This is a genomic window from Rhodanobacter aciditrophus, from assembly GCF_050026795.1.
Classification (GTDB): Bacteria; Pseudomonadota; Gammaproteobacteria; order Xanthomonadales; family Rhodanobacteraceae; genus Rhodanobacter_A.
Genome location: NZ_JALBWP010000011.1, coordinates 148242 through 173557, shown reverse-complemented (window position 1 = coordinate 173557; position 25316 = coordinate 148242). Strand labels below are relative to the sequence as shown.

24 protein-coding genes are annotated in these 25316 nt (G+C 69.4%); 3 read left to right on the top strand and 21 right to left on the bottom strand.

Annotated elements, in window-relative coordinates:
- The 16 genes from ybgF to ACQGNW_RS09490 all read right to left on the bottom strand — a co-directional run bounded on the left by ybgF (window position 1) and on the right by ACQGNW_RS09490 (window position 14213).
- A complete protein-coding gene (ybgF, locus tag ACQGNW_RS09565) occupies window positions 1–804 on the bottom strand; it encodes a tol-pal system protein YbgF (RefSeq protein WP_483434307.1) in 804 nt (267 codons plus the stop codon).
- A gap of 66 nt (window positions 805–870) precedes the next feature.
- Entirely contained in the window at window positions 871–1380 is a 510-nt protein-coding gene (pal, locus tag ACQGNW_RS09560; protein ID WP_077482362.1) for a peptidoglycan-associated lipoprotein Pal, read from the bottom strand.
- 242 nt (window positions 1381–1622) lie between these two features.
- The gene (gene tolB / locus ACQGNW_RS09555) at window positions 1623–2945 is read right to left on the bottom strand and encodes a Tol-Pal system beta propeller repeat protein TolB (protein ID WP_426662913.1); all 1323 of its coding nucleotides are present in this window, start codon (window positions 2943–2945) and stop codon (window positions 1623–1625) included.
- Between the two features lie 8 nt (window positions 2946–2953).
- The gene (tolA, locus tag ACQGNW_RS09550; RefSeq protein ID WP_426662912.1) at window positions 2954–3898 is read right to left on the bottom strand and encodes a cell envelope integrity protein TolA; all 945 of its coding nucleotides are present in this window, start codon (window positions 3896–3898) and stop codon (window positions 2954–2956) included.
- Window positions 3885–4346: a protein TolR gene (gene tolR, locus ACQGNW_RS09545; RefSeq protein ID WP_426662911.1), complete on the bottom strand. Its 462-nt coding sequence runs from the start codon at window positions 4344–4346 to the stop codon at window positions 3885–3887. The genes tolA and tolR overlap by 14 nt, the downstream gene beginning before the upstream one ends.
- Before the next feature lie 13 nt (window positions 4347–4359).
- Window positions 4360–5043 carry a protein TolQ gene (gene tolQ / locus ACQGNW_RS09540; RefSeq protein WP_426662910.1) on the bottom strand — a complete coding sequence of 228 codons (684 nt, stop codon included), beginning with the start codon at window positions 5041–5043 and terminating at the stop codon, window positions 4360–4362.
- 32 nt (window positions 5044–5075) lie between these two features.
- Window positions 5076–5486, bottom strand: a complete 411-nt coding sequence (gene ybgC / locus ACQGNW_RS09535) for a tol-pal system-associated acyl-CoA thioesterase (protein ID WP_426662909.1) — start codon at window positions 5484–5486, stop codon at window positions 5076–5078.
- Window positions 5479–6528: a Holliday junction branch migration DNA helicase RuvB gene (ruvB, locus tag ACQGNW_RS09530; RefSeq protein WP_426662908.1), complete on the bottom strand. Its 1050-nt coding sequence runs from the start codon at window positions 6526–6528 to the stop codon at window positions 5479–5481. The genes ybgC and ruvB overlap by 8 nt, the downstream gene beginning before the upstream one ends.
- A 213-nt stretch (window positions 6529–6741) precedes the next feature.
- Window positions 6742–8640, bottom strand: coding sequence for a potassium transporter Kup (locus ACQGNW_RS09525; RefSeq protein ID WP_426662907.1), 1899 nt, complete (start codon window positions 8638–8640; stop codon window positions 6742–6744).
- A 5-nt stretch (window positions 8641–8645) separates the two neighbouring features.
- Window positions 8646–9239, bottom strand: coding sequence for a Holliday junction branch migration protein RuvA (gene ruvA, locus ACQGNW_RS09520; RefSeq protein WP_426662906.1), 594 nt, complete (start codon window positions 9237–9239; stop codon window positions 8646–8648).
- Window positions 9236–9754, bottom strand: coding sequence for a crossover junction endodeoxyribonuclease RuvC (ruvC, locus tag ACQGNW_RS09515; RefSeq protein WP_426662905.1), 519 nt, complete (start codon window positions 9752–9754; stop codon window positions 9236–9238). Before ruvC ends, ruvA begins: the two co-directional genes overlap by 4 nt.
- A 36-nt stretch (window positions 9755–9790) precedes the next feature.
- A complete protein-coding gene (locus tag ACQGNW_RS09510) occupies window positions 9791–10522 on the bottom strand; it encodes a YebC/PmpR family DNA-binding transcriptional regulator (protein ID WP_426662904.1) in 732 nt (243 codons plus the stop codon).
- Window positions 10523–10600: 78 nt separating this feature from the next.
- Window positions 10601–11233 carry an alpha/beta fold hydrolase gene (locus tag ACQGNW_RS09505; protein WP_426662903.1) on the bottom strand — a complete coding sequence of 211 codons (633 nt, stop codon included), beginning with the start codon at window positions 11231–11233 and terminating at the stop codon, window positions 10601–10603.
- A 139-nt stretch (window positions 11234–11372) separates the two neighbouring features.
- Complete coding sequence (gene aspS, locus ACQGNW_RS09500; RefSeq protein ID WP_426662902.1) at window positions 11373–13136, bottom strand: aspartate--tRNA ligase; 1764 nt, start codon at window positions 13134–13136, stop codon at window positions 11373–11375.
- 125 nt (window positions 13137–13261) lie between these two features.
- Entirely contained in the window at window positions 13262–13822 is a 561-nt protein-coding gene (locus tag ACQGNW_RS09495; RefSeq protein WP_426662901.1) for a DUF3011 domain-containing protein, read from the bottom strand.
- Window positions 13823–13913: 91 nt separating this feature from the next.
- Entirely contained in the window at window positions 13914–14213 is a 300-nt protein-coding gene (locus ACQGNW_RS09490; protein ID WP_426662900.1) for an FmdB family zinc ribbon protein, read from the bottom strand.
- Window positions 14214–14502: 289 nt separating this feature from the next.
- Between ACQGNW_RS09490 and ACQGNW_RS09485 the strand changes: the two genes are divergently transcribed.
- Window positions 14503–16995, top strand: coding sequence for a TonB-dependent receptor plug domain-containing protein (locus ACQGNW_RS09485; protein ID WP_426662899.1), 2493 nt, complete (start codon window positions 14503–14505; stop codon window positions 16993–16995).
- Between the two features lie 153 nt (window positions 16996–17148).
- Here the strand turns inward: ACQGNW_RS09485 and ACQGNW_RS09480 are convergent, their stop codons facing one another.
- On the bottom strand, window positions 17149–18063 hold the full coding sequence (locus ACQGNW_RS09480) for a LysR family transcriptional regulator (protein WP_426662898.1): 915 nt from the start codon (window positions 18061–18063) through the stop codon (window positions 17149–17151).
- Between the two features lie 75 nt (window positions 18064–18138).
- Here ACQGNW_RS09480 and ACQGNW_RS09475 point away from each other — a divergent pair, with 75 nt between their 5' ends.
- Window positions 18139–19287 (top strand): lactonase family protein, encoded by a 1149-nt coding sequence (locus ACQGNW_RS09475; protein WP_426662897.1) that lies wholly within the window; start codon window positions 18139–18141, stop codon window positions 19285–19287.
- A 159-nt stretch (window positions 19288–19446) separates the two neighbouring features.
- Complete coding sequence (locus ACQGNW_RS09470) at window positions 19447–20373, top strand: DMT family transporter (RefSeq protein WP_426662896.1); 927 nt, start codon at window positions 19447–19449, stop codon at window positions 20371–20373.
- Window positions 20374–20376: 3 nt separating this feature from the next.
- Here ACQGNW_RS09470 and ACQGNW_RS09465 read toward each other — a convergent pair whose 3' ends face one another.
- From ACQGNW_RS09465 to ACQGNW_RS09450, 4 genes are all read right to left on the bottom strand, one after another.
- Window positions 20377–21234, bottom strand: coding sequence for a helix-turn-helix domain-containing protein (locus ACQGNW_RS09465; RefSeq protein WP_426662895.1), 858 nt, complete (start codon window positions 21232–21234; stop codon window positions 20377–20379).
- Window positions 21231–23831, bottom strand: a complete 2601-nt coding sequence (gene clpB, locus ACQGNW_RS09460) for an ATP-dependent chaperone ClpB (RefSeq protein WP_426662894.1) — start codon at window positions 23829–23831, stop codon at window positions 21231–21233. The genes ACQGNW_RS09465 and clpB overlap by 4 nt, the downstream gene beginning before the upstream one ends.
- A gap of 331 nt (window positions 23832–24162) precedes the next feature.
- Entirely contained in the window at window positions 24163–24663 is a 501-nt protein-coding gene (tpx, locus tag ACQGNW_RS09455; RefSeq protein WP_426662893.1) for a thiol peroxidase, read from the bottom strand.
- Between the two features lie 196 nt (window positions 24664–24859).
- Window positions 24860–25312, bottom strand: coding sequence for a CopD family copper resistance protein (locus ACQGNW_RS09450; protein WP_426662892.1), 453 nt, complete (start codon window positions 25310–25312; stop codon window positions 24860–24862).
- Window positions 25313–25316: the final 4 nt, after the last annotated feature.

Sequence of the window (25316 nt, the reverse complement as noted above, 5' to 3'; positions counted from 1 at the left end):
TCAGCCGGCCGAGGTCTGGATGCGGCGCAGCCGCTCCTTCGCCAGGCTGGCGGCCTTGGAGCCGGGATACTTGCGGATCACCGCATCGAGCGTGGCCTTGGCGGCCGGCACCTGCTTCAGCTCGTACTGGCAGTAGCCCACCTTGAGCAGCGCATCGGGGGCCTTCTCGCTCTGCGGGAACTGGTTCAGCAGGCGCTGGAACGCCTCCAGCGCCACCTTGTAGTTGGTGGTGACGTAATACGACTCGCCCAGCCAGTAGAAGGCGTTCGAGGCGAGCGGATGATCGGGATACTGCTCGATGAACTTGCGGAAGTCGCGCGACGCGCCGACGTAGTCGCCGCCGCGCAGGGTCTTGAAGGCGGCATCGTAGGCCGCCTGCGCCGCAGCGTTGTCCGCGGCCGGGGGCGTCTTTCCGCCCTTCACGACAGGCGCCTTGGCGGCCGGTGCCGCATCATTGCCCGCGGCGGCGGTCGCGCCTGCGGCGGCTCCCGCGGCTCCCGCGGCGGTCGGCGCGCTGTCGGCGGAAGCCGGCGCTGCGCCCTTGCCGGCGGCCTCGAGGCGTCCCACGCGGGAGTCGAGGTCGACGTACTGGTCCTTGCTCTTGTCCTGGAACTGCTGCAGCTGGTGCTGCAGTTCCTCGATCTGGCCCTGCATGTCGCGCAGCTGCGACTGCATCTGCTGCAGCTGGTTGACCATGGCGGCGCTGCTCTGGTCCTTGTTCTGCGCGCGCTGCTCGAGCAGCGAAACGCGGTCGGCAAGGCTCAGGCGCGAATCCTGCGCGAACACCGGCAGCACGAAAAGCATGGCGGACGCGATAGCGCCCGCCATGCCGATCCTGGCTGCTGGTCTGCTGGCCAGAGGCTTCATCGCTTACTCGGCCGTGTAGACGATCTCGACGCGACGGTTCTTGCTCCAGCAATCCTCGTTGTGCTCGCGGCACACCGGCTTCTCCTTGCCGTAGGAGATCACGCTGATCTGGCTGGCGGAACCGCCGTTGGCCTGCAGCGCGCTGGACACGGCGTTCGCACGACGCTCGCCCAGGCCCAGGTTGTATTCCTTCGAGCCGCGCTCGTCGGTGTTGCCTTCCAGGCGCATCTGGGCCATCGGGCGATCCTGCAGGTACTTGGCGTGGCAAGCCATGATCTGCTGGAACTCCGGCTTGATCTCGGACTTGTCGAAGTCGAAGTACACGACGCGCTGGCGCAGGCAGGCATCGGTGTTGAGGTCGGCCGGCGTGTACTTGCCGCTGGTCTCGGCCGGCTGGGTCTGGGCGACAGGCTCGCTGGCGGGAGCCTGCGGCTTGACTTCCTGCTTCTTGGAACAGGCGGCCGCGCCAACGCAAAGCAGGGCGACCAGGGCGACGCGAACGGTCTTATTCATGGTGACGTTCCTTCAAACGTGTTGAGTTCCGGCATACAGTGACGGACTGGTTACGGGACGAAATCGCCGGTGGGCCGGCTGTTATTTATTCTGGTGTTGCAAGATCAACGGCGTGTGATGCGCGCCTTCAATGGCTGACCCTGGCGCGCGAAGGCGTTGCGGCCGGCAAAACATGCCGGGCGCAACCCTCGCGGGCCGTCCCCGGCATCGACCGCCGCGGGTGAATGCGGCGGCGCGAAAACCTACTGCTGTCGATAGGGCCCCCAAGCAGGATCGCTCACGCTGCCGTTGGCAAGCGCAAGGCGCTGGCGCACCATGCCGTCGGCCGAGGTGGCGTACAGCACACCGCGCGGACCTTCGGTGGCTCCGTATAACAGCATGCTGGCGTTCGGGGCCCAGCTGGGACCGAAATCCAGCGGCCCCGGCGACAGGAAATGCACCTGACCGCCCAAGCCAAGATCCATCACCGCGATACGATACACGTTCCCGTTGCCCTGCACCATGGCAAGTTCCTTGCCGTCGTAGCTGATGCTGCAGTTGGAGTTGTACGTACCCTGGAAGCTGATGCGCTGGCCCGTACCGCCGCTGGCCGGGATCTGGTAGATCTGCGGCCGGCCGGAGCGGTCGGAGGTGAAGTAGATGCTCTGGCCGTCCGGCGCCCACACCGGCTCGGTGTCGATCGCCAGGTTGTGGGTCAGCCGGGTCTCCTGGTGGGTGGCCAGGTCGAGCACGAACAGCTCGAGGTTGCCCACGTAGGAGAGCGCCACCGCCAGCTTCTTGCCGTCGGGCGACCATGCCGGTGCGCCGTTGATGCCCTTGGCGTGCGACTCCACCAGCTGGCGGGCGCCGGTGGTGAGGTCCTGCACGTAGATCTGCGAGTTGCCGCTCTCGAACGACACGTAGGCGATCTTCTTGCCGTCCGGCGACCACGCCGGCGACATCAGCGATTCGTGCGAACGCGCCACCACCTGCGGGTTGTAGCCGTCCGAATCGGCCACCACCAGCGAGTACGTCGTGTTGTTGCCCAGGCCGACCTGGGTGATGTAGGCGATGCGGGTCCAGAACGCGCCACGCACGCCGGTGATCTTCTGGTAGATCGCGTCGGCGATCTGGTGCGCCACGCCGCGCAGGTCGCCCGCCGGCGCGGTGTAGTACGCCGCCAGCAGGTTCTGCTGCTTGTTCACGTCCCACAGCTCGTAGCTGACCTTCACCATCCCGCCGCCGGCGTCGCTGATGCTGCCCACCGTGATGAAGTCCTGCTTGAGCAGGCGCCAGGTGGCGAACTTGATGTCCGCACCCTTGGACGGAAACTCCACGATGTCGCTCTTGGCCAGCGCACGGAACTTGCCGCAACGGTTGAGATCGTTGCGGATCACGTCGGCCACGTCGGTGGGCAGCGGCGCCACGCCGGGCTGCGCGAACGGCACCACCGCGATCGGGGTCGCGGTCTTCACGCCGCCGACGATCTGGATGTTGAGCCCGGAGGTCTGGGCTGCCGCCGGGCCGGCGAACAGCGCCGCCGCGAGCAGCAGGACAAGGGCGTGGAGCAGGTTCGGTTTGCGCATCGGGCTCATCATTGCGGCGTGAAGGTGAAGGTCAGGTTGCGCTGGAACACACTCTCGAAACCCTTGTAAGGCAGGGTCTTGGTGCGCAGGATCGCATTCTCCACCGAACGCCGGCCTGCCTCGTCGTACGGGCAGCTGGAATCGACCGTGGCGCTCATCACGTCACCGCCGGGCAGCTGCACGATATGCACCTTGCACGGAGCATTCGGCATGTTATCCGGCCTTAACCAATTCGGCGTGACCGCATTCTGAATGGCCGCCGCGTACTCGTCGGCGAGGTTGCTGTTCTGGGCATTGTTGCCGGTCTGCCGCTGCGCGGCGTTGGGCAGGTCGGCCTGGCCGTTCTCCTGGGCGTTCTTGAGGTCGGCCAGCTGCTGCCTGGCCTGTTTCGCCTTGCTGTCCGCCTTCTTGGTCTGCGCCGAGGCGGCGTCCATCTTGGCGAACAGCTCGTCGATCTTCTTCAGCTCTTCCTGCTTTTTCTTCTGCGCGGCCTGCGCGTCCAGCTCGGCCTGGCGCTGGCGCTGCTTCTCCTCCTGCACCTTCTTTTCCTCGGCCTGCTGCAGGCCCTGCTCCACCACGCGCTCCTGGTCCTTGAGGTCAGGGTGCTGCGGCGGGGGCGGCAGCGGGGCGACCTTGGGCTTGATCTCGGGCGGCGGCGGGGGCGGCGGTACCGCCGGCGGGGGCGGCACGGTGTCCGGGACCGGCTTCGCCTTCGTCGCCTTGGGCGGCGGGCTGCCGGTGGGGCCGATCAGGGTGGCCTCGATCACCGGCCCCTTGAGCTGCAGCGGGCGGGAGCAGGTGATCGGGTTCATCCACGCCGGCAGGTGCAGCGCGTTGAAGAACGCCTCGTAGCTCGCGCACGGCAGCACCGCGAGGAACAGGAACGCCACGATGCCCAGGTGCAGCAGGGCGGACAGCACCACTGCCCGCGGGGTCGCCTTACGGTCGTCCATGGGACCCCTGACCCTGGCCGGAACCGTCGCCTGGCGTACTCATCAGGCCCACCTTGTCCACGCCCGCCTGCTGCAGATCCGCCAGCACCTTGTACACGCCGCCGTAGTTGCCGGCGGTGTCGCCGGCCACCAGCACGCTGAGCTGCGGATTGGCGTCCCTGAAGGCCTTGACCTTGGCCTGGAGATCGGCCTCGTCAACCGGCTGCGGCTTGCCGTTGCCGATGACGAGGGCCAGCGTGCCGTCCTTCGCCACCTGCACGACCAGTGAGTCCTTCTTGCCCTGCAGCGCCTTGGCGTTGGCCTGCGGCAGGTTCACGTCGACGTTGGAGTTCAGCATGGGGGTGGTGACCATGAAGATGATCAGCAGCACCAGCATCACGTCGATGTAGGGCACGACGTTGATCTCGGACTTCAGCTTGTAGCGCCGGTGGCGCTTCGCGTTGCGCATGGCAGGGCTCCGCTCAGGCCGCGTCGTCGGACTGAATCTGCCGCTGCAGCACGGAGGAGAACTCCTCCTGGAACACGTCGTAGCGCGAGGCGATGCGCTCCACCTTGGTGGCGTAGCGGTTGTAGGCCCACTGCGCCGGGATCGCCGCGAACAGGCCCATCGCGGTGGCGATCAGCGCCTCGGAGATGTGCGGCGCGACCACGGCGATGGTGACGTCCTTCATGTCGCCCAGGCCCTGGAACGCGCCCATGATGCCCCACACCGTGCCGAACAGGCCCACGTAGGGGCTGATCGAGCCGACGTTGGCGAGGAATTCCAGGTTGCGCTCCAGCGCGCCGATCTCGCGGGTGCCGGCCACCTGCATCGCGCGCTCGGAGCCCTCGATCGCGCTGCGCGGATCGTGCGTCTTGCGCTGGCGCTGGCGGGCGAACTCGCGGAAACCCGATTCGAAGATGTTCTCCATGCCGTCGCTGGCGCCGCGGTGGCTCACCTCGCGGAACAGCTGGGCAAGGTCGCCGCCGGACCAGAAGCGTTCCTCGAAGCTCTCCGCGTTTTCCAGCGCCGCCTTGGTCTGGCCGTACTTGCGGATGATGATCACCCAGGACATGAAGGAGAACACGAGCAGGATCAGCAGCACGCCCTTCACCGGCAGGCTGGAATTGGCGATCAGCTCGAAAACATTGAGTCCGCCGTTCATGGGCTTGGGGTACTCCGCACGGTGCAGGTAAGTCAGGGGGATGGTTCGGGGATCAGATCCGCGGGTATCGCCACGGCACGCATGCGCCGGGTGTCCACGCAGGCCACGCGCACCTCGGCGCGGACCAGGCAGGCACCATCGGCGCGGGCTATCGTCTGGCCGAACAGGATACTGGCAGCGCGGCGCTCCTTGACGGCCACCGTCACCGCCAGTTCATCGTCCAGCAGGGCAGCGCGCAGGAAGTCCAGGCGCATCTCGCGCACCAGGAAGGCCAGCCCGGTGGCCTCCTTGAACGCCATCTGGCCGATGCCCAGCGTGCGCAGCCACTCGGTGCGTGCCCGCTCCAGGAAGCGCAGGTAGCTGGCGTGGTAGACCACGCCGCCGGCATCGGTGTCCTCCCAGTACACCCGCACCGGCCAGCAGAAGGGCGCGGGTTCAGCCATCGGGGGTATCCCCGGCGAACAGGTCGGCCGCCTGCGGCTGGCGCGGCGGCGGATTCAGGCCCAGGTGGCGCCAGGCCCGCGCGCTGGCCATACGGCCGCGCGCGGTGCGCACCAGGAAGCCCTGCTGGATCAGGTAGGGCTCGACCACGTCTTCCAGCGTGCCGCGGTCCTCGCTGAGCGCGGCTGCCAGCGACTCCACGCCCACCGGGCCGCCGTCGAAGCTCCCGATGATGGTGCCGAGCAGGCGGCGGTCCAGTTCGTCGAGGCCGTCCGGGTCGATCTTCAGCATGTCCAGCGCCGCCTGCGCCGCGGCCAGGGTGATCTGCCCGCCCGCGCGCACCTCGGCGTAGTCGCGCACGCGGCGCAGCAGGCGGTTCGCGATGCGCGGCGTGCCGCGCGAACGGCGGGCGACCTCCTGGGCGCCGTCCAGCGCGCAGGCGATGTCGAGGATCTTCGCCGCGCGGCGCACGATCGCGGTGAGCTCGTCCACCGTGTAGAACTCCAGCCGCTGCACGATGCCGAAGCGGTCGCGCAGCGGCGCCGTGAGCATGCCGGCCCGGGTGGTGGCGCCGATCAGGGTGAACGGCGGCAGGTCCAGCTTGATCGAGCGTGCGGCCGGCCCCTCGCCGATCATGATGTCGATCTGGAAGTCCTCCATCGCCGGGTAGAGCACCTCCTCCACCGCGGGCGACAGCCGGTGGATCTCGTCCACGAACAGCACGTCGTTGGGTTGCAGGTTGGTCAGCAGCGCGGCGAGGTCGCCGGCGCGCTCCAGCACCGGACCGGAGGTGGAGCGCAGGTTCACGCCCAGCTCGTTGGCGATCACGTGACTGAGCGTGGTCTTGCCCAGTCCGGGCGGGCCGAACACCAGCACGTGGTCCAGCGCGCCTCCCCTTTTCCGTGCAGCCTCGATGTAGATCTCCAGCTGCTCGCGCACCGCCTGCTGGCCGAGGTACTCGGCGAAACGACGCGGGCGGATCGTCGCCTCCAGCGCCTCGTCGTCGAGCTGGGAGACGGGGGTCACGATGCGGGGTTCGGTCATGGCGCCATTATGGCGGCACTAGCTCCGGAAAGGAGCAAAAAGCAAGAGCAAGAGCGCCGTGTCTGTGAGCCAAAGGCGGGCTCTCCTGCCCGTCTTTGGCTCGCCCGGCCGGGCCATGCCCGACCAGGCTCCGCAAGCCGATCGCACAGCGATCGACCTGCGTGCGGCCCATCCATGGGCCGCGCGCAGGTGGAAATCTGATCCGCCCGCGGATCAGATCTCCACCTGCGCACCCAGTTCGATCAGGCGATTGCCCGGGATCTGGAAGTACGCCGTGGCCGGCAGCGCGTTGCGCGCCATGAAGGCGAACAGCTTGTCGCGCCACAGCGCCATGCCGGGGCGGCGCTTGTCCGCCACGATGGTTTCGCGCGAGAGAAAGAAGGTGGTGTCCATCATGTCGAACGGCAGGCCCGCGCGGGCGCATTGCGACAGGGCCAGCGGCACGTTCGGATCCTCGGCGAAGCCGAAGCGCAGCTCGATGCCATGGAACTCGTCGCCCAGCGCACTGATGTGGATGCGCTCCTCGGCGTCGGCCACCGGCGACTCCAGCATCTCCACGGTGAGCAGCACATTGCGCTCGTGCAGCACCTTGTTGTGCTTGAGGTTGTGCAGCAGCGCGTGCGGCACGGCCTGCTGGTTCGCGGTGAGGAACACCGCCGTGCCCGGCACGCGCAACGGCGGATGCTCGCGCATCGCGGCGATGAACGGCGCCAGCGCCAGGCCGCCCTGCTTGATCTCGCGCACCACCAGCTCGCGGCCGCGACGCCAGGTGGTCATCCAGGTGAAGATCGCCACGCCCAGCACCAGCGGGAACCAGCCGCCGTACTCGATCTTGATCACGTTCGCGCTGAAGAACGACAGGTCGATCGTCAGGAACAGCACGCCCGCCGCGATCACCGCCGGCAGCTTCCAGCGCCACTGCCGGCGCGCCACGATCAGCGCCAGCACCGTGGTGATGCTCATGGTGCCGGTCACCGCGATGCCGTAGGCCGCGCTCAGGCGCTCGGAACTGCCGAAGCCCAGCACCGCCAGCAGCACCATCACCAGCAGGAAACCGTTGACCCAGGGCACGAAGATCTGCCCGGACAGCTCCCGCGAAGTGTGCACGATCGGCATGCGCATCGAATAACCCAGCGACATCGCCTCGCGGGTCATCGAGAACGCGCCCGAGATCACCGCCTGCGAGGCGATCACCGCGGCCGCGGTGGCCAGCGCGATCATCGGATACAGCAGCAGCGGCGGAGCCAGCTTGAAGAACGGGTTGTCGATCGCCTCCGGACGCATCAGCAGCAGCGCCCCCTGGCCGAAATAGTTCAGCAACAGCGCCGGCAGCACGAAACCGAACCAGGCCACCCGTATCGGCTTCTTGCCGAAATGCCCCATGTCGGCGTAAAGCGCCTCGGTGCCGGTCACCGCCAGCACCACGCCGCCCAGCGCAATGAACGCCTGCAGCCCATGGCTGAAGAAAAACCTCACCCCGTACCACGGGTTGACCGCCAGCAGCACCTGGGGATGGCGCGCGATCATGCTCACGCCCAGCAGAGCGATCACCACGAACCAGATCGTCATCACCGGGCCGAACAGCTTGCCCACCCGGTCGGTGCCGTGCCGCTGCAGCAGGAACAGCACGAACAGCACCACCACGGTGATCGGCACCACCCATTCCTTCAACTCGGGCGCGGCCACCTTCATGCCCTCCACCGCGCCAAGCACCGAGATCGCCGGCGTGATCACGCCGTCGCCGTAGAACAGCGCCGCGCCGAAGATGCCGAGCGTCACCAGCACCCAGCGCAGCGTCGGCTGCTCCCGCGCGCAGCGCTGCGCCAGCGCCATCAGCGCCATGATGCCGCCCTCGCCCTTGTTGTCGGCGCGCATGATGAACACCACGTACTTCAGCGACACCACCAGGATCTGCGCCCAGAAGATCAGCGACAGCACGCCGTAGATGCTGGCCGGCGTGGGATGCATGCCGTCGTGGCTGAGCGTGGTCTGCAGCGTGTACAACGGGCTGGTACCGATGTCGCCGTAGACCACGCCGACGGCACCCAGGGTCAGTACGGCAAGGCGCCGCTTGGTCTCGGCGGCATCGCCGCTCACGACGGTATGGCTCACTTCGCTCAACTCCCCAGCGCGGCGCGCAGCGCCTTGCGGATGATGGCCTCGGCGCTGTCGCCGTCGGCGGCGACCTTCTGCACGAGACGGGCGACTTCGGCCGGCTTGTAGCCCAGCTGCTGCAACGCCACCGTGGCCTCGCCCGATGCGTCCAGCGGCACGCCGGCCGGCGCGGCGCCGGGCAGGCCCGCCGCCATGCCGTCCACGCGGTCGCGCAGCTCCACCACGATGCGCTCGGCGGTCTTCTTGCCGATGCCCGGGATCTTGGTCAGCGCCGCCACGTCGCCGGCCTGCACCAGCCGCGCGAAGTCGTTCGTCGACACGCCGGACAGCACCGCCAGCGCGATCTTCGCGCCGATGCCCGAGACCTTCTGCAGGTTGCGGAACAGCGCGCGCTCGGCCTCCTGCAGGAAGCCGTACAGCGCCACGCTGTCTTCCTTCTGCGCGTAATGGGTGAGCAGGACCACTTCCTTGCCCAGCCCCGGCAGGTCGTAGATGGTGGACATCGGCGCCTCCAGCTCGTAGCCGACGCCGCCCACTTCCACCAGCAGCCACGGCGGCTGCTTGGACACCAGGATGCCGCGCAGACGGCCGATCATCGCCGCCTCCACGCCGCGCGCGGGATGCCCACGCGCGCGAGACTGGCACGGGTGTGCGCATGCGCCACCGCGATCGCCAGTGCGTCGGCGGCATCGGCCTGCAAGGGGCCCTTCAGGCCGAGCAGCACGCCGACCATGTGCTGCACCTGGGTCTTGTCGCCGCGGCCGCTGCCGACCACCGCCTGCTTCACTTCCGTCGCTGCGTATTCGTGCACCGCGATTCCCCGGCTCACCACCGCGCAGATCGCTGCGCCCCTCGCCTGCCCCAGCTTCAATGCCGAGTCGGCGTTGCGCGCCATGAATACGCGCTCGATCCCGCACTCGTCCGGGCGATGGGCGGCGATGATGTCATTCAACTCGTCAAAAATGCGTTTCAGGCGCAGCGGAAAGCTGGCCTCGCCGGCCACCGCCAGCGCGCCGTGGAACACGTGCGTCAGCTTGCCGGCGGCATCGACGTCGATGATGCCCACGCCGGTACGCTGGCTGCCCGGGTCGATGCCGAGGATGCGCGTCATGGCGGAATCGGTTCGCGCTGCCGACGCGATGGCGGCTCAGCCGCCGCCGCTTTCGGCCGGCAGCAGGGCGTTGTGGTAGACCTCGCTCACGTCGTCCAGTGCGTCGAGCTTGTCCAGCAGCGTGGTGAGCGCCTCCAGCGCCTCGCCGCTCACCGCCACGCGGTTGTTCGGGCGCATGCCCACGCCGGCGTGCTCGGCGCTCAGGCCGGCCGCGATCAGCGCCTGCTGCACCGCCTCGAAGTTCTCCGGCGCGCACAGCACGGTGCTCTCGCCGCCCTCGTTGACCACGTCGTCGGCGCCGGCTTCCAGCGCCGCCTCCAGCACCTTCTCTTCCTGCGCCGCGTCGCCGCCGGTGGCGAACGCCAACTCGCCGCAGCGGGTGAACTGGAACGCCACCGAGCCCGAGGTGCCGAGGTTGCCGCCGTGCTTGGTCAACGCGTGGCGCACGTCGGCCACGGTGCGCACCGGATTGTCGGTGAAGCAGTCGATGATCAGCGCGATGCCGCCGGGGCCGTAGCCTTCGTAGCGCATTTCCTCGCCCGCGCCATCGGCGCCGGAGCCGCGCTTGATCGCGCGCTCGATGGTGTCCTTGGTCATGTTGGCGGCCAGCGCCTTGTCCACCGCCGCGCGCAGGCGCGGGTTGCTGGCGGGATCGGCCACGCCGGCGCGGGTGGCGACGGTGATCTCGCGGATCAGCTTGGTGAACACCTTGGCGCGCTTGGCGTCCTCGGCGTTCTTGCGACCTTCGATGGACGGACCTCTACCCATGGCGATACCCGGACTTGCTCGAAAAGGACAAGCGGACGATTTTACCGCAAGTCGGGCGAGACGCCGCCAGTGCCGGCGTCAGTTCGCCGCAGCGCCGAACCGCCCCTGCCGCAGGAACGTGTCCACCAGCTGCGCCACTTCCTGCGAGAACAGCAGGCCGATGTGGTTGGCCTCGACCACGCGGTGGTCGCTCACGCCGGGCAGGCGCGTCTCCTCCACCGCCACGGTGCCGTCGTGCTCGCCGGCCAGGTGGCCCAGCATTGCGCCCAGACCCAGCGGCAGCCGGCCGGCGATCACGCCGACTTCGCGCGGTCCGTCCCAGCGCTCGAAGCCCTGCTCAAGCAAGTCGCGATTGTGCCCCAGCAGTACCTCGCCGCCGCGCCCCCACGCCGCGAAGGCACGCGCCGCCGCACTGCCCTTGAGCGGCGAACCAAGGCAGACCACGCGCCCCGGCGGCAACGCCGGCGCATCGAGGCAGGCGCGCAGCGCCAGCAGGCCACCCAGGCTGTGCCCCACCAGGTGCACCGCGTCGGGCGCGCATTCGGCCATGCGTGCCTGCAGCCGCGCGAGGATGCGCTGCTGCGACGAGGCCACGCTCAGGTAGTCGAAGCGATGCACCCGGTAGCCGTCCGCGATCAGGCGACGGTGCAGCAGACCCAGCGCAAAGCCGCGCATCCACAGGCCGTGCAGCAGGATCACGTGTTCGGTCATGGGTTTCCCGGTTTGCTCCCGCTCCCCTTTTGGGAAGCGGGTTGGGGTGAGGGGCCAATCCTGCGCCGACGCAAGAACCGCCCCTCATCCGGCCCTTCGGCCAGCTTCTTTCTCCCCGGCAGGGAGAAGGAAACTAAGGTCAGCCTTCCGTGGCCGTCACCGCCACATGCAGCTCCTTGAGCTGCACATCGCTCACCACCGACGGCGCGTCGGTCATCAGGTCCTGCGCGCTGGTGGTCTTGGGAAAGGCGATCACGTCGCGGATCGACTCGGTGCCCGCCATCAGCGCGGCGATGCGATCGATGCCGAAGGCCAAGCCGCCATGCGGCGGCGCGCCGAACTTCAGCGCCTTCAGCAGGAAGCCGAACTTGGCCTCGGCCTCCTCCGCGCCGATGCCGAGCAGCTCGAACACCGCGCTCTGCATGTCGGGGCGATGGATGCGGATCGAGCCGCCGCCGATCTCGTTGCCGTTCAGCACCATGTCGTAGCCGCGGCTTACCGCGATCGCCGCGTTGGCCTTCAGGTCGGCGATGTCGTCGACCTTCGGCGCGGTGAACGGATGATGCAGCGCGACGTAGCGCCGCTCCTCCTCGTCGTACTCGAACATCGGGAAGTCGGTGACCCACAGCGGCTTCCAGGCGTTCTCGACCAGACCCCGGTCCTTGCCGACCTTCAGCCGCAGCGCGCCCATGAAGTCGGAGACGGTCTTCCACTTGCCGGCGCCGACGAACACGATGTCGCCGCTCTGCGCGCCGGTGGCGGCCAGCACCGCGCCCAGGGCCGCGTCGTCGAGGAACTTGGCCACCGGCGAGCTGATGCCCTCGCGGCCCTTGGCACGGTCCTCGACCTTGATCCAGGCCAGGCCCTTCGCGCCGTACTTGGCCACGTACTCGGTCAGCCCGTCGATGTCCTTGCGCGAGAGCGCCGCGGCGCCCGGCACGCGCAATGCGGCCACGCGGCCGGCCGGATCGTTGGCCGGTTCGGCGAACACCTTGAACTCCACGCCCTTGAGCGCGTCGGCCACATCCACCAGCTCCAGCGCGATGCGCAGGTCGGGCTTGTCCGAACCGTAGCGGCGCATGGCCTCGGCCCAGGTCATGCGGGGGAAGGTGGTGTCCAGCTCGACTTCCACCACTTCCTTGAACACGTGGCGGATCATCGCCTCGACGAAGTCCTGCACGTCCTTCTCTTCGACGAACGCGAACTCGAGGTCGAGCTGGGTGAACTCCGGCTGGCGGTCGGCGCGCAGGTCCTCGTCGCGGAAGCAGCGGGCGATCTGGTAGTAGCGGTCGAAGCCGGCCATCATCAGGATCTGCTTGAACAGCTGCGGCGACTGCGGCAGCGCGTAGAACTGGCCCGGGTGCACGCGGCTGGGCACCAGGTAGTCGCGCGCGCCCTCGGGCGTGGCCTTGGTCAGGATCGGCGTCTCGATGTCCTGGAAGCCGCGCGCGTCGAGGTAGCGACGCAGCGCCTGCACCAGAGCGATGCGCCGGCGCATCATCGCCTGCATCTCGGGGCGGCGCAGGTCGAGGTAGCGGTAGGTCATCCGCAGGTCCTCGTTGGGGTTTTCGTGCAGCGCGAAGGGCAGGTCCTTCGCCGCGTTGAGCACCTCCACCCGGTCCGCCAGCACCTCCACCGCGCCGGTGCGCAGCTTGTCGTTCGCCGACAGGCGCTTGCGCAGCGTGCCAGTGACACGCACGCAGTACTCGTAACCCAGCTCGCCGGCCACGGCGAACGCGTCGGCGTTCTCGCGCTCCACCACCACCTGCGCCAGGCCCTCGTGGTCACGCAGGTCGATGAAGGCCACGTGGGCCTGCAGGCGGATCTTGTTGACCCAGCCGCACAGGGTGACGGTCTGGCCGGCCAGCGACTCATCGATGAGGCCGCAGTAATGCGTGCGCATGCGCTTGGAACTCCGGGCCGCAGCCCCTGGGGAACGGAAGGAAAGACGCGGGATTTTAGCAGGGTGCGGGGGAAGTGCCTTCCTGCACGCCAAGCAGGCCGTCGGGCCGGAGGGCTGCTGGCGGCCTACCAGCGCGGCCGGTAGCCGCGGGCCTCGCGGAACTGGCCGCGGCAACCGCCCTTCACCCACACGCTGTAGGGGTCGCTGCCCCAGGTGCGCCCCTCGATGCAGGCGGAGTCGGACATCTGCCGCGCCAGCACCGAGTGGCGCCATGGCATCTGGCAACGCGCGCCCCGATCGTCGTTGCTGGCGCAGTAGACCTCGCGCGCGCCGCGGTCGTCGTCGCGGTAATCATCGCGATCGCCGTCATGGTCGCGGCGGCCATACCAGCCATAGGCATGCGCATTGCCGAAGTTGCCGCGGCAGCCGTCCTTGATCCACACGCTGTAAGGGTCGCTGCCCCAGGTGCGGCCCTCGATGCAGGCGGCCCTGGACATCTGCTGCACGAGCACCGAATGGCGCCACGGCATCTGGCAGCGCGTGCCGCGGCTGTCGTTGCTCGCGCAGTAGACCTGCGGGTCCTGGCCACGGTCGCCGTAACGCTGGGCTTGCGCGCTGTCCGCGGCGAAACCCGCGGCGAGCGGCAGCACGCCGAAAGCCAGCACGATCCTGAGCACGCTGTGCATGAGAGCCTTTCCCGACGGTGACGGTGACGCCACGGTAGCCGACCCGCCCGCGGGCAGGAATCGCCGGATCATCACCGCGGCATGCGGCGATTCAGCTTGCGCCGTCGGTCGCCCGAACCGGGGGAGCCGGCGCCGCGGCGGGGGCCGGAGCGGGCGCGGGCGCCGGGGCGGCACCGCCATCGCCGGCGAGGTTGCGTTTCCTGTCGCCGTCCTTCTTGAAGTCGGTCTCGTACCAGCCGCCACCGGCCAGCCGGAACGAGGGGGCGCTCACGCGCCGGCGCACCCTGGGCGCGCCGCACTCGGGGCAGTCGACGGGATCGGCATCGGACAGTTTCTGCAGGCGGTCGAAGCGGTGGCCGCACTGGCTGCATTCGAATTCGTAGATGGGCATGGGCACTCCGTGGCCGCCGGATTGTCGCGCCCGGAACCGGGGCGGCGGTGCGGCAGCGCCCCATTATTCGGGTCGCGCCCCGGCTTTTCAATGCGCCACATGGCGCATGGACAGGGGTACGCGAATCGCGGCAGGCTGGGCATCAGGGCGGCTGCGCGCCACCGGCACGCCACGCCCCGACACGCGAGAGCTTTTCCATTTGGACGTCTATACGGCTATTGACGAGCAGTCACCGCGGCACTAGCCTGCGATTGTTGCGACGCACCAACCATTTGCCCGGGGAGACACCATGAACAAGCCGCACCGCACCCTGCTTCCCTCCGCGCTGGCCGCCGCCGTGCTGCTGGCGCTCGCCGGCACCGCCGCCGCCCAGGACAACACCAGCGGCAACGCCTCCACCACGCCAGCCAAGGCCAAGCAGCTGCAGACGGTGATCGTCACCGGCACCCGTTCCAGCGACCGCACCGTCAGCAGTTCGCTGACCCCGATCGACGTCGTCTCCGCCCAGGTGCTGCAGCAGACCGGCACCACGGACCTGCCCACCGCACTCGCGCGCATCATCCCCTCGCTGAACTTCCCGCGTCCCGCCGCGGCCGACACCGCCGACACCCAGCGTCCGGCGCAGCTGCGCGGCCTGTCGCCCGACCAGGTGCTGGTGCTGGTGAACGGCAAGCGCTGGCATCCCGGCGCGATCCTGCTCAACAACGGCGTGATCGGCCGCGGCTCGCAGCCGGTGGACCTCAACACCATCCCGCTCAGCGCGATCGACCACATCGAGGTGCTGCGCGACGGCGCCTCGGCGCAATACGGCTCCGACGCGATCGCCGGCGTGATCAACGTGATCCTGAAGAAGGGCGCCAAGGGCGGCGACGTGGAAGCGAGCGGTGGCCAGTATTCCGCCGGCGACGGCCGCCAGTGGCTGGGTTCGGCCAACTTCGGCATCCCGCTGAACGGCGATAAGGGCTGGCTGCGCCTCGCCCTGGAAAGCGGCAACGAGGACCACACCAACCGTGCCGGCCCGGACAACCGCTCGCCCGCCTGGGCCGCGCTCGGCGTGAATTTCCGCCAGGGCGATCCCGACGTGCACAGCAACAACGTGCTGCTGAACGCGCAGTACGACTTCACGCCGGGCGTCGAGTTCTACGCATTCGGGCACTACGGCCACCGCAACAGCACCTCGCCGGCGTTCTTCCGCTACGGCATGAACAGCCCGAAGCCGAACAACCCGCTGATGGCCTCGGTCTATCCGGACGGCTTCCTGCCGCTGGAGAACGCCGACTCCTACGACCAGTCGCTGGTGGCGGGCCTGCGCGGCACGATCAACGGCTGGCGCTGGGACGTCTCCGGCAACTACGGCGGCAACCGCGTCGCCTACGAGACACGCCACAGCCTGAACTACGCCTACCTCAACGACTTCGGCACCACACCCACCGTGTTTGGCGACGGCACCCTCAAGGCCACCCAGCAGTCCTTCGACATCGACATCGCCAAGGACCTGCGCCCCGGCTGGCTACCCAACCCGGTCACCGTGGCGTTCGGCACCGAGTACCTGCGCCAGACCTACGAGATCGTCGCGGGTGACCTGCCGTCCTGGTACGTGGGCACCTCGGGCAAGCCCGGCGGCGCGCAGGGCTTCGCCGGCTGGCAGCCGGCGAACGCGGTGAACGCCGCGCGCCACGACGTGGCCGAGTACCTCGACTTCGAGACCAACCTCACCGACAAGCTGGGCGCCTCGCTGGCAGTGCGCCACGAGGACTACTCCGACTTCGGCAGCACCACTTCCGGCGCGCTGTCCGCACGCTACGACTTCACCGACAGCTTCGCGCTGCGCGGCAGCGCCTCCACCGGCTTCCGCGCCCCCGCGCTGGGACAGGAATACTTCTCGCAGATCTCCTCGCTGTTCTACGGCAACGGCGCGCTGCCGGGCCTCCCCGCCGGCATCTACAACCGCGGCCTGGTGCCCGTGGGCAGCCAGATCGCCACGCTGCTGGGCGCCGAGCCGCTGAAGGCCGAGAAGTCGAGGAACTTCACCCTGGGCGCGGTGTGGAACCCCACCGATGCGCTGAACCTCAGCCTCGATGTCTACCAGATCGACATCGACAACCGCATCGCCCTGTCCGGCGCGATCTCCACCACGACGCCGGCGGTGGTCGCCTACCTGGCCGCCAACGGCATCACCAACCTCGACTACAGCAGCGTCAACTACTTCACCAACGCGGCCAACACCCGCACCCGCGGCGTGGATTTCGTGGGCAGCTACCTGGCCGACCTGGGCAACGCCGGCACGCTCACCACCACGCTCAGCGCGAACTACAACCAGAACAAGGTCACCAGCGTCAAACCCAATCCGGCGGTGCTGGACACGCTGGGCGTGGTCGGCTTCGCGCGCCTCAGCCGGCAGGACATCAAGGGCTATCTCGCCAACTCCTCGCCGCGCAGCAAGCTGATCTGGAGCGAGCAGTACGACATCGGCAACTGGGGCTTCACCGGCACGCTGACCCGCTACGGCCGCTACACCAGCTACGTGAGCAGCCTCGCCAGCTACAACCCGACCAAGGGCGTGGTGGACCAGACCTTCAGCCCGAAGTGGATCCTCGACCTCGCCGGCAACTACCGCTGGCAGAACTGGACCTTCACCCTGGGCGTGGACAACGCGCTGAACGTGCATCCCGACAAGAACATCGCAAACAACACCAACAACGGCACCCTGCCCTACTCGACGTTCTCGCCGTTCGGCTACAACGGCGCCTACGCCTACGGCAAGGTGCGCTACAGCTGGTAAGCCCTCGCGCCGCCCCTCTCTCCTGCGGGGGAGAGGGGCGACGCCCGCACCGGGCGGGCAGCCGCACGCGCCTCAGCGGCGTTCGCCCGCAAAACCGGCCGGAAGCCGCGTCTACGGTGGCGACGGCATGAGCGAACCGGCGCCCGCCGTGGCCTAGGCAGAGGTGCCGCGCGCGGGGTCCGCGGTGCCGCGCATCCAGTCGATGAACGCACGCAGCGGCGGGCGCATGTGCCGACGGCCCGTGTGGTAGAGCTGGAAGCCCGGAAAGGACGGGCTCCAGGCCGGCAGCAGCTGGATCAGCCGACCGCAGGCCAGGTCTTCCTGCACCATCGCCTCGAACAGGAACGCGACGCCGGCGCCCTCGCGGCAGGCCTGCCGCACCAGGTCGTCGTCGTTGAGCACCAGCGGCCCCTTCACCGCCACGCTCACCGGCACGCCGTCCTTCTTGAACTCCCACGCGTAGAGCCTGCCGCTCTGCAGGCGCAGCTCGATGCAAGGCAGCTCGAGCAGGTCGCGCGGATGCGACGGCGTGGGATGGCGGGCAAGGAAGTCCGGGGAGGCCACGGCGATCATGCGCTGCGGGCCGCCGATCGGCACGGCGACCATGTCGCGTTCGAGCTGCTCGTGCAGCCGGATGCCCGCATCGAAGCCTTGCCGGACGATGTCCACCGCGTCGTCGTCCACCACGATCTCCAGCTGCACGCGCGGATACGCCCGGCTGAAATCCGCCAGACGCCCGGCCAGCAGCAAGGTGGCGGCGATGCGGGGAGCACTGACACGCAAGCGCCCATGCACTTCGCCGACCCGGCATCGCCCGCTGGCCATCGCCTGCTCGATCGCCCGCAGTGCCGGCGCCACCTGCGCGAGCAGGTGCTCGCCCTCGGGGGTCAGTTGCACGCTTCGTGTCGTGCGCTCGAACAGCCGCATGTGCAGTCCTCGCTCGAGCTGCGCCACTGCCTGGCTGACGCTGGACGATGCCAGGTTGAGGCGCCGCGCGGCCTCGCGAAAGCTGCCCGCCTGCGCGACGGCCACGAAAGCGGTCAGCTGCGAAAAATTGTCCCGAGCCATTGCTCGATTCTAGTGAACGGCCCGCTCGCGTTTCACCGGCTACCGCCGCCCGCCGCCGGTTGGGATAGTCCGGCCATGCTCAAGACCCTGCCGCTCGTCCTCCTGCTCGCCGCCACGCCCGCCCTGGCGCAGCGTCCTCCGTTGTTCGCGATCGGCGTGGAAGCCGACGTCGAGCTGGTCCACGGCGACGTCGTGCCCCGCGCGCAGGTCCGGCCCGACCGGATCGTGTTCTTCGAGGTCGTCGACGGCCGGCCGCGCCGGCTCGGCAGCGTCGCGGCGCCGGTCAGCTTCATGGGGCCGCCGGCCGCCATCGCGATCTCGCCCGACCGCCGCTGGGCGTTCGCGCCAGCCGAAAACGGCCGCGACTCCAAGGCGCCGGGCTCGCTGGTCCCGACCGACGTGCTGTCCGTGCTCGACCTCGCCGGCGGGTCGCCCAGGGTGGTGCAGACGGTGCACCTGGGCGCGGATGCCACCGCCGCCGCACTCAGCCCCGACGGCCGCCTGCTGGTGGTCACGCACGCCGATGCGGATCGCGCCTCGCTGCTGCGCGTCGAGGCCGGCCGGGCGGAGAAAATCGGCGAGCTCGCATTCGACAAGGGCGCCCGCCCGCTGGCGCCGGTGTTCCTGCCGGACGAGCAGGCCCTGGCCTTCACCCTGGCCGGCAGCGACCGGATCGCGCTGTACGACTGGCACGGCACACGCGTCGACCCGCACCCGCGACAGCAGCTCGCCGCCGGCATCTACCCCACTTCGCTCGCGGTGTGCGGCCCCAGCGGCTATGCCGTGGTCGGCAACTTCGGCGCGGCGACCGGCGACGAGAACACCGTCAGCCTGATCGACCTGCACACCCACCCGGCGCGCGTGATCGACACTGCCAGCGTCGGCGTCTCTCCCGAGGGCGTGGATTGCAGTACGGACGGACGTCATGCGGTCGTCGCCAACCAGGGCATGAGCCTGCTGGACTCGGCCGACCCGCGCTACGCGCCGCAGGGCGACGTGGTGCTGCTGGCGATCCGCGACAGGCGTCTGGTGGTGACCGACCGCGCCACGATCGGCGGCTGGGTGGAGGGCGCGATCTTCGCGGGCGACGATCTCGTGGCGGCACAGAGCCTGGCCGACGGTCGGCTGCACCTGTTCCGGCGCGCCGGCGACCGGCTGGTCAGGCTCGAACCGATCGTCTTCGAGCACGGCGGCCCGACCAGTTTCGGCAAGGCGCCCGACTGACCGCGTGACGCTCCAGGTGATGCCGCCTCCGGGTCAGCCGCGATAGCCGCGCGGCATCTCCGCCGGCTGCTGTCAGCCACCTGCCTGCGCTGCAATTTCGTTCAAGCCGCCGCCGCGGGGCGCCCGGACACTGTCGCCTCCACTCGTCCGGAGGCTCCGATGTTTTCCGACCGCTCCCGTCTGCAAGGCCAGATGTGCCTAGCCCTGGCCATGCTCACCGTCGGCAGCACGGTGGTGGCCGGCAAGTTCGCCGCGCCCTTGCCCCTGTTCACCGGCATCGCATTGCGTTTCGCCATCGCCACGCCGCTGCTGGCGCTGGCCATGCGCATGGGCGGCGTGCGCCGGCCTCGCCTCGGCCGCCGCACCGTCCTGCTGCTGGTGCTGCAGGCCGCGGCGGGCAGCGTGGGTTACACCGCGTGCCTGCTCGCGGGCCTGCGCCTGACGTCGGCGGGCGACGCGGGCGTCCTGCTGGGCGCGCTGCCCGCGATGACCGGGTTGCTGGCCGTATGCGTACTCCGCGAACGGGTGTCGCTGCGCGGTCTGGCGGCGATCGCCCTGGCCACGGCCGGGGTCGCGCTGACCGCGGCCCAGGGCGGCGCCAGCGCGGCGGCCGCGCCGCACGCACTGGCCGGCGACGCGCTGGTACTTGCCGCGGTCGCCTGCGAGGCGGCGTTCCTGCTGCTGGACAAGCGACTGCCGGTTCCGGTGCCGCCACTGGCCCAGGCCACCCTGATGAGCGGGTTCGGCCTGCTCCTGGCCTTGCCCGTGGCGCTGGTCGAACGATCCGGCCAGCCGCTCGGGCACTGGCCGCCCGCCGCGTGGGCGGGCGTGGTGTGGTACGCCCTGGTGCCCACGGTGCTCGGCTACTGGCTGTGGTATCGGGGAGCGGCGTGCCTTAGCGGCACGCAGGCGGCACCGTTCACCGCGCTGGCGCCGCCAGCCGCGCTGGCGCTCTCGGCACTGGTGCTGGGCGAACCGCTGCATGCCGCGCAACTGGCCGGGACGGCGCTGGTGATCTGCGGCGTGCTGGTCGGTGCATCCGCCCGTTCCGCGGCTGCGGCGCAGGCTGCATCGGCGCAGGCGTAGTTCTCAGCGCTCCCGTCCGGCTGGCACCCGCAACCGGCCGGGCGTGATCCCGGCCCTGGCGCGCATGCACCGGGTCAGGTGGGCCTGGTCGGCGAAGCCGCAATCCGCTGCAGCCTGCGCGATCGGCAGTCCGCCGAGGATCAGGCGCCGCGCCCGCTCCAGCCGTCGCTGCAGGTGATAGGCATGCGGCGGCAGGCCGGTGGCGGCGGCCACCGCGCGGATCACGCGGTAGCGGCTGGCGCCGGTCTGCGCGGCCAGCGCATCCAGCGTCACCGGCGCGTCCAGCGTGTCGTGCAGCAACTCCAGCGCCAGACGCGTCACGCGTCCGTCCGGCGCCGGGCGCCTGCGTGCAACGCCTTCCGCGTGGCGCAGGATCAGCCGCGTCAGCGCCTGCACCGCGGCCTCCTCGCAGGCCGCCGCATCGCGCGCCGGATCGAGGCAGAGCCGCAGCCAGCGGGCCACTTCGGCCGCGCATGCCGGATCGTCGATGCCGCCCGCGGCGAACGCGGGCACGCCGTCCAGCTCCACGTCCTGCGCCAGCTCGCGCAACAGCGCGGCGGGCACCTGCACGTCGAGATAGGCCCAGGCCTCGCCTGCCAGACCGCCGTCGTGCACCTCGCCGGGCTCGGCAAGACACAATGCGCCCCGCGGCACTTCCACGCGCCGCCGGCGGTAGCCGAACACGTTGGCGCCGGCGGTGACCACGCCGATCGAGAAACCCTCGTGGTAGTGGCGCTCGAAGCGCTGCGTGCCGAACGCGGCCTGCAGCGCTTCGCAGCCCTGTCCCAGCACCTCGAACAGCGCGTGGTGCGCGGGCAATGCGCCGGCCCCGTTGCCTGCAGGCCGGCGCGCCCCGCTCATGCGGTGGCGAACACCAGATGTCCGCCCTCGGCATCCACCGCGATGGTGCTGCCCGGCGCGTAGCGGCCTTCGAGGATCTCCCTCGCCAGCGGGTTCTCCAGCTGCTGCTGGATCGCGCGCTTCAGCGGCCGTGCGCCGTACACCGGGTCGAAGCCCGCGTTGCCGAGCAGGTCCAGCGCCTTGTCGCTGATCTCCAGCTTCAGCTGGCGCTCGGCGAGGCGCTTCTCCAGCGCGGCGAGCTGGATCAGCGCGATGCGGCGGATCTGCTTCTTCTCCAGCGGACGGAACACCACGATCTCGTCGAGGCGGTTGATGAATTCGGGACGGAAATGCGCCTGCACCACGCCGAGCACCGAGGCCTTCATCTGCACGTAGGCCGCTTCCGAATCGCCGGTCCCGCCTTCGCTGGCGGCCTCCTGGATCAGCTGCGAGCCGAGGTTGGAGGTCATCACGATCACGGTGTTGCGGAAATCCACCGTGCGGCCCTGGCCGTCGGTGAGGCGGCCGTCGTCCAGCACCTGCAGCAGGATGTTGAACACGTCCGGGTGCGCCTTCTCCACCTCGTCCAGCAGGATCACGCTGTACGGCCGCCGGCGCACCGCCTCGGTGAGGTAGCCGCCCTCCTCGTAGCCCACGTAGCCCGGAGGCGCGCCGATCAGGCGGGCCACGGAGTGCTTCTCCATGAACTCGCTCATGTCGATGCGCACCATCGCGTCCTGGGTGTCGAACAGGAACTCGGCCAGCGCCTTGCACAGCTCGGTCTTGCCCACGCCGGTGGGGCCGAGGAACAGGAACGAGCCGCTGGGCCGGTGGGGGTCGGACAGGCCCGCACGCGCGCGGCGCACCGCGTCGGACACCGCGCGTACCGCCTCGTCCTGGCCCACCACGCGCTGGTGCAGGTCATCTTCCATGTGCAGCAGCTTCTCGCGCTCGCCTTCCAGCATCTTCGACACCGGGATGCCGGTCCAGCGCGCCACCACCTCGGCGATCTCCTCGGCGGTGACCTTGTCCTGCACCAGCTTGAACTCGCCCTTCTGCTCCGCGGCCTGCGCGGCAGCGAGCTGCTTCTCCAGCTCCGGCAGTCGGCCGTACTGGATCTCGCTCATCGTGGCGTAGTCCTGCCGGCGCTGCGCCGCCTCCAGCTCGAGGCGCGCGGCCTCGATCTGCTCCTTCACCCTGGTGGTGCCCTGCAGCGCGGCCTTTTCCGACTTCCACACCTCGTTCAAGTCGGAGAACTCGCGCTCCTGCCTGGCGATGTCGGTTTCCAGGTCGGCGAGGCGCTGCTTCGACTCGCTGTCCTTTTCCTTCTTCAGCATCTCGCGCTGGATCTTCAGCTGGATCAGCCGGCGCTCCAGGCGGTCCAGTTCCTCCGGCTTGGAATCGATCTCCATGCGGATGCGGCTGGCCGCCTCGTCCATCAGGTCGATGGCCTTGTCGGGCAGCTGGCGGTCGGTGATGTAGCGGTTGGACAGGGTGGCCGCGGCGACGATCGCCGGATCGGTGATCTCCACGCCGTGGTGCACGGCGTAGCGTTCCTTGAGGCCGCGCAGGATCGCGATGGTGTCCTCCACCGACGGCTCGCCCACGAACACCTTCTGGAAGCGGCGCTCCAGCGCAGCGTCCTTCTCGATGTACTGGCGGTACTCGTCCAGCGTGGTGGCGCCGATGCAATGCAGCTCGCCGCGCGCCAGCGCGGGCTTCAGCATGTTGCCCGCATCCATCGCGCCCTCGGCCTTGCCCGCGCCGACCATGGTGTGCAGCTCGTCGATGAACAGGATGATCTGGCCCTCGTTCTTGGCCAGGTCGTTGAGCACCGCCTTGAGGCGTTCCTCGAACTCGCCGCGGAACTTCGCACCGGCGATCAGCGCACCCATGTCCAGCGCCAGCACGCGGCGGTCGCGCAGGCCCTCGGGCACCTCGCCCTTGACGATGCGCTGGGCCAGACCCTCGACGATGGCGGTCTTGCCCACGCCGGGCTCGCCGATCAGCACGGGGTTGTTCTTGGTGCGCCGCTGCAGCACCTGGATGGTGCGGCGGATCTCCTCGTCGCGGCCGATCACCGGATCGAGCTTGCCGCTCTCGGCGCGCTCGGTGAGGTCGATGCAGTACTTCTGCAGCGCCTGGCGCTGGTCCTCGGCATTCTCGCTCTGCACCTTCTCGCCGCCGCGCACCTGCTCGATGGCGGCTTCCAGGTTCGCCTTGGTGGCGCCCGCCGCCTTCAGTGCCGTCCCCAGTTCGCCCTTGTCCTCCAGCGCCGCCAGCACGAACAGCTCGCTGGCGATGAACTGGTCGCCGCGCTGCTGCGCCAGCTTGTCGGTGAGGTTGAGCAGGCGATTGAGGTCGTTGCCCACGTTGATGTTGCCTTCCTGCCCGCTGACCCTGGGCAGGCGCTCGAGCAGCTCGTTCACGCGCTGGCGCAACGCGGGCACGTTCACGCCCGCATGCGTGAGCAGCGGCGCGGTCGAGCCGCCCTGCTGCGCCAGCAGCGCCGCCATCACGTGCGCGGGTTCCAGCATGTTGTGGTCGCGGCCCACGGCCAGCGACTGCGCGTCGGCCAGCGCCTGCTGGAAACGCGAAGTGAGTTTGTCCATCCGCATCGGTGCAATCCCCGAAAAGGTTTGGCGGCGGCGCCGCCACTGGGCAGGGAGATGCGGACGGCGCCCCGCGATTCAAGCAGGCGGGGTGCCTAGCCGGCGTCAAGGCACCGACCGGCGGGCGGTCTTGTGCTGCATCGCGCGCCGCCTGGGCAGGCGATGGCGCGGCAGCGAGGGACGGCCCGCGCCGCGGCAACGGCACGAGGCTGAAGAGGGAAAGCCGTCACCGTGCCCGACGCCGGTCCTTACGCGCCTCCGCGAACCGGCTGTTCGCGCGAGCGATCGGTGCCCGGCCATCCGTGGCCGCGCCGCACGGCCGGGAGTCCGCAGCCCTTCAGCCCAGCGCCTGCAGCGCCCCGTCGTAGTCGGGCTCGTGGGTGATCTCGTCCACCAGTTCGGCGTGGATCACCTTGTCGTGGGTGTCCAGCACTACCACCGCGCGCGCGGCCAGCCCGGCCAGCGGGCCGTCGGCGATCGCCACGCCGTAGTCGTGCAGGAATTCGCGGCCGCGCATCAGCGACAGCATCTGCACGTTCGCGATGCCTTCGGCGCCGCAGAAGCGGCCCTGCGCGAACGGCAGGTCGGCCGAGATGCACAGCACCACGGTGTTGTCGAGCTTGGCGGCCAGCTCATTGAAGCGGCGCACCGAAGCCGCGCACACGCCGGTATCCACGCTGGGGAAGATGTTCAACACCTTGCGCTTGCCGGCATGGTTGGCCAGCGTGACCTCGGACAGGTCGCCGCCGACCAGGCGGAACGCCGGTGCCTGGCTGCCGGGCGCCGGGAAGCTGCCGTCGACCCGCACCGGCCGACCCTGGAAATGGACTGTGGACATGACGCACCTCGCGATGGGAAATGGGTGGGAGCCTGTTCAACGTCTCCACGTGGCAAGGCGACCCGAAGAGCCGGGTCTGGGTGCCCGCACGCCCGTGTCTTCGCTCAGGCGTGGACGGACGTCCACCCCTTCGTTCTTCCTTGGCCAGGGCGCAAACGGCTCCCGGCGCGAGTGCCTAGGGGATATCGACAGGCCCTTACAAGTAGAACATGGTCTTTGCCAGGAAGACGATGGCCGCCACCAGTCCCAGCACGATGCGGTGCGTGTGGCGGAAGCGGCAGACGCTCATGCGGCCACGCGCGCCGGCCCACACCGCGCTGACGAACACCCCCAGCACGCCGAACGCCAGCACCACCTTGGCCAGCAGGAACCAGCCGAAGCGCGTGCTGCCGATGCAGCGGATGCCGTCGCAGCGCAGGTCGAACAGCATGCCGCCGCTGACGAACAGCAGCAGCACCACGAACGGCATGTAGCGGCGCACCCGCGCCATCACGGCGGCCTCGATCTGCTGCATGGTGGCGATGTCGAAACGCTCGTGCAGCGCCTCCAGCGCGAACACCTCGAATGCCACCGCGCCCGCGAAAACGATGGCGCAGACGACGTGCACCAGCACGATCCACGGGTAGTACGGCGCGATCACGTCCTGCACGATC

Coding starts and splice junctions, on each gene's coding strand:
- ybgF (WP_483434307.1), bottom strand. CDS start 804: ATGCTTTTCGTGCTGCCGGTGTTCGCGCAGGATTCGCGCCTGAGCCTT.
- pal (WP_077482362.1), bottom strand. CDS start 1,380: ATGAATAAGACCGTTCGCGTCGCCCTGGTCGCCCTGCTTTGCGTTGGC.
- tolB (WP_426662913.1), bottom strand. CDS start 2,945: ATGCGCAAACCGAACCTGCTCCACGCCCTTGTCCTGCTGCTCGCGGCG.
- tolA (WP_426662912.1), bottom strand. CDS start 3,898: ATGGACGACCGTAAGGCGACCCCGCGGGCAGTGGTGCTGTCCGCCCTG.
- tolR (WP_426662911.1), bottom strand. CDS start 4,346: ATGCGCAACGCGAAGCGCCACCGGCGCTACAAGCTGAAGTCCGAGATC.
- tolQ (WP_426662910.1), bottom strand. CDS start 5,043: ATGAACGGCGGACTCAATGTTTTCGAGCTGATCGCCAATTCCAGCCTG.
- ybgC (WP_426662909.1), bottom strand. CDS start 5,486: ATGGCTGAACCCGCGCCCTTCTGCTGGCCGGTGCGGGTGTACTGGGAG.
- ruvB (WP_426662908.1), bottom strand. CDS start 6,528: ATGACCGAACCCCGCATCGTGACCCCCGTCTCCCAGCTCGACGACGAG.
- ruvA (WP_426662906.1), bottom strand. CDS start 9,239: ATGATCGGCCGTCTGCGCGGCATCCTGGTGTCCAAGCAGCCGCCGTGG.
- ruvC (WP_426662905.1), bottom strand. CDS start 9,754: ATGACGCGCATCCTCGGCATCGACCCGGGCAGCCAGCGTACCGGCGTG.
- ACQGNW_RS09510 (WP_426662904.1), bottom strand. CDS start 10,522: ATGGGTAGAGGTCCGTCCATCGAAGGTCGCAAGAACGCCGAGGACGCC.
- ACQGNW_RS09505 (WP_426662903.1), bottom strand. CDS start 11,233: ATGACCGAACACGTGATCCTGCTGCACGGCCTGTGGATGCGCGGCTTT.
- aspS (WP_426662902.1), bottom strand. CDS start 13,136: ATGCGCACGCATTACTGCGGCCTCATCGATGAGTCGCTGGCCGGCCAG.
- ACQGNW_RS09495 (WP_426662901.1), bottom strand. CDS start 13,822: ATGCACAGCGTGCTCAGGATCGTGCTGGCTTTCGGCGTGCTGCCGCTC.
- ACQGNW_RS09490 (WP_426662900.1), bottom strand. CDS start 14,213: ATGCCCATCTACGAATTCGAATGCAGCCAGTGCGGCCACCGCTTCGAC.
- ACQGNW_RS09485 (WP_426662899.1), top strand. CDS start 14,503: ATGAACAAGCCGCACCGCACCCTGCTTCCCTCCGCGCTGGCCGCCGCC.
- ACQGNW_RS09480 (WP_426662898.1), bottom strand. CDS start 18,063: ATGGCTCGGGACAATTTTTCGCAGCTGACCGCTTTCGTGGCCGTCGCG.
- ACQGNW_RS09475 (WP_426662897.1), top strand. CDS start 18,139: ATGCTCAAGACCCTGCCGCTCGTCCTCCTGCTCGCCGCCACGCCCGCC.
- ACQGNW_RS09470 (WP_426662896.1), top strand. CDS start 19,447: ATGTTTTCCGACCGCTCCCGTCTGCAAGGCCAGATGTGCCTAGCCCTG.
- ACQGNW_RS09465 (WP_426662895.1), bottom strand. CDS start 21,234: ATGAGCGGGGCGCGCCGGCCTGCAGGCAACGGGGCCGGCGCATTGCCC.
- clpB (WP_426662894.1), bottom strand. CDS start 23,831: ATGCGGATGGACAAACTCACTTCGCGTTTCCAGCAGGCGCTGGCCGAC.
- tpx (WP_426662893.1), bottom strand. CDS start 24,663: ATGTCCACAGTCCATTTCCAGGGTCGGCCGGTGCGGGTCGACGGCAGC.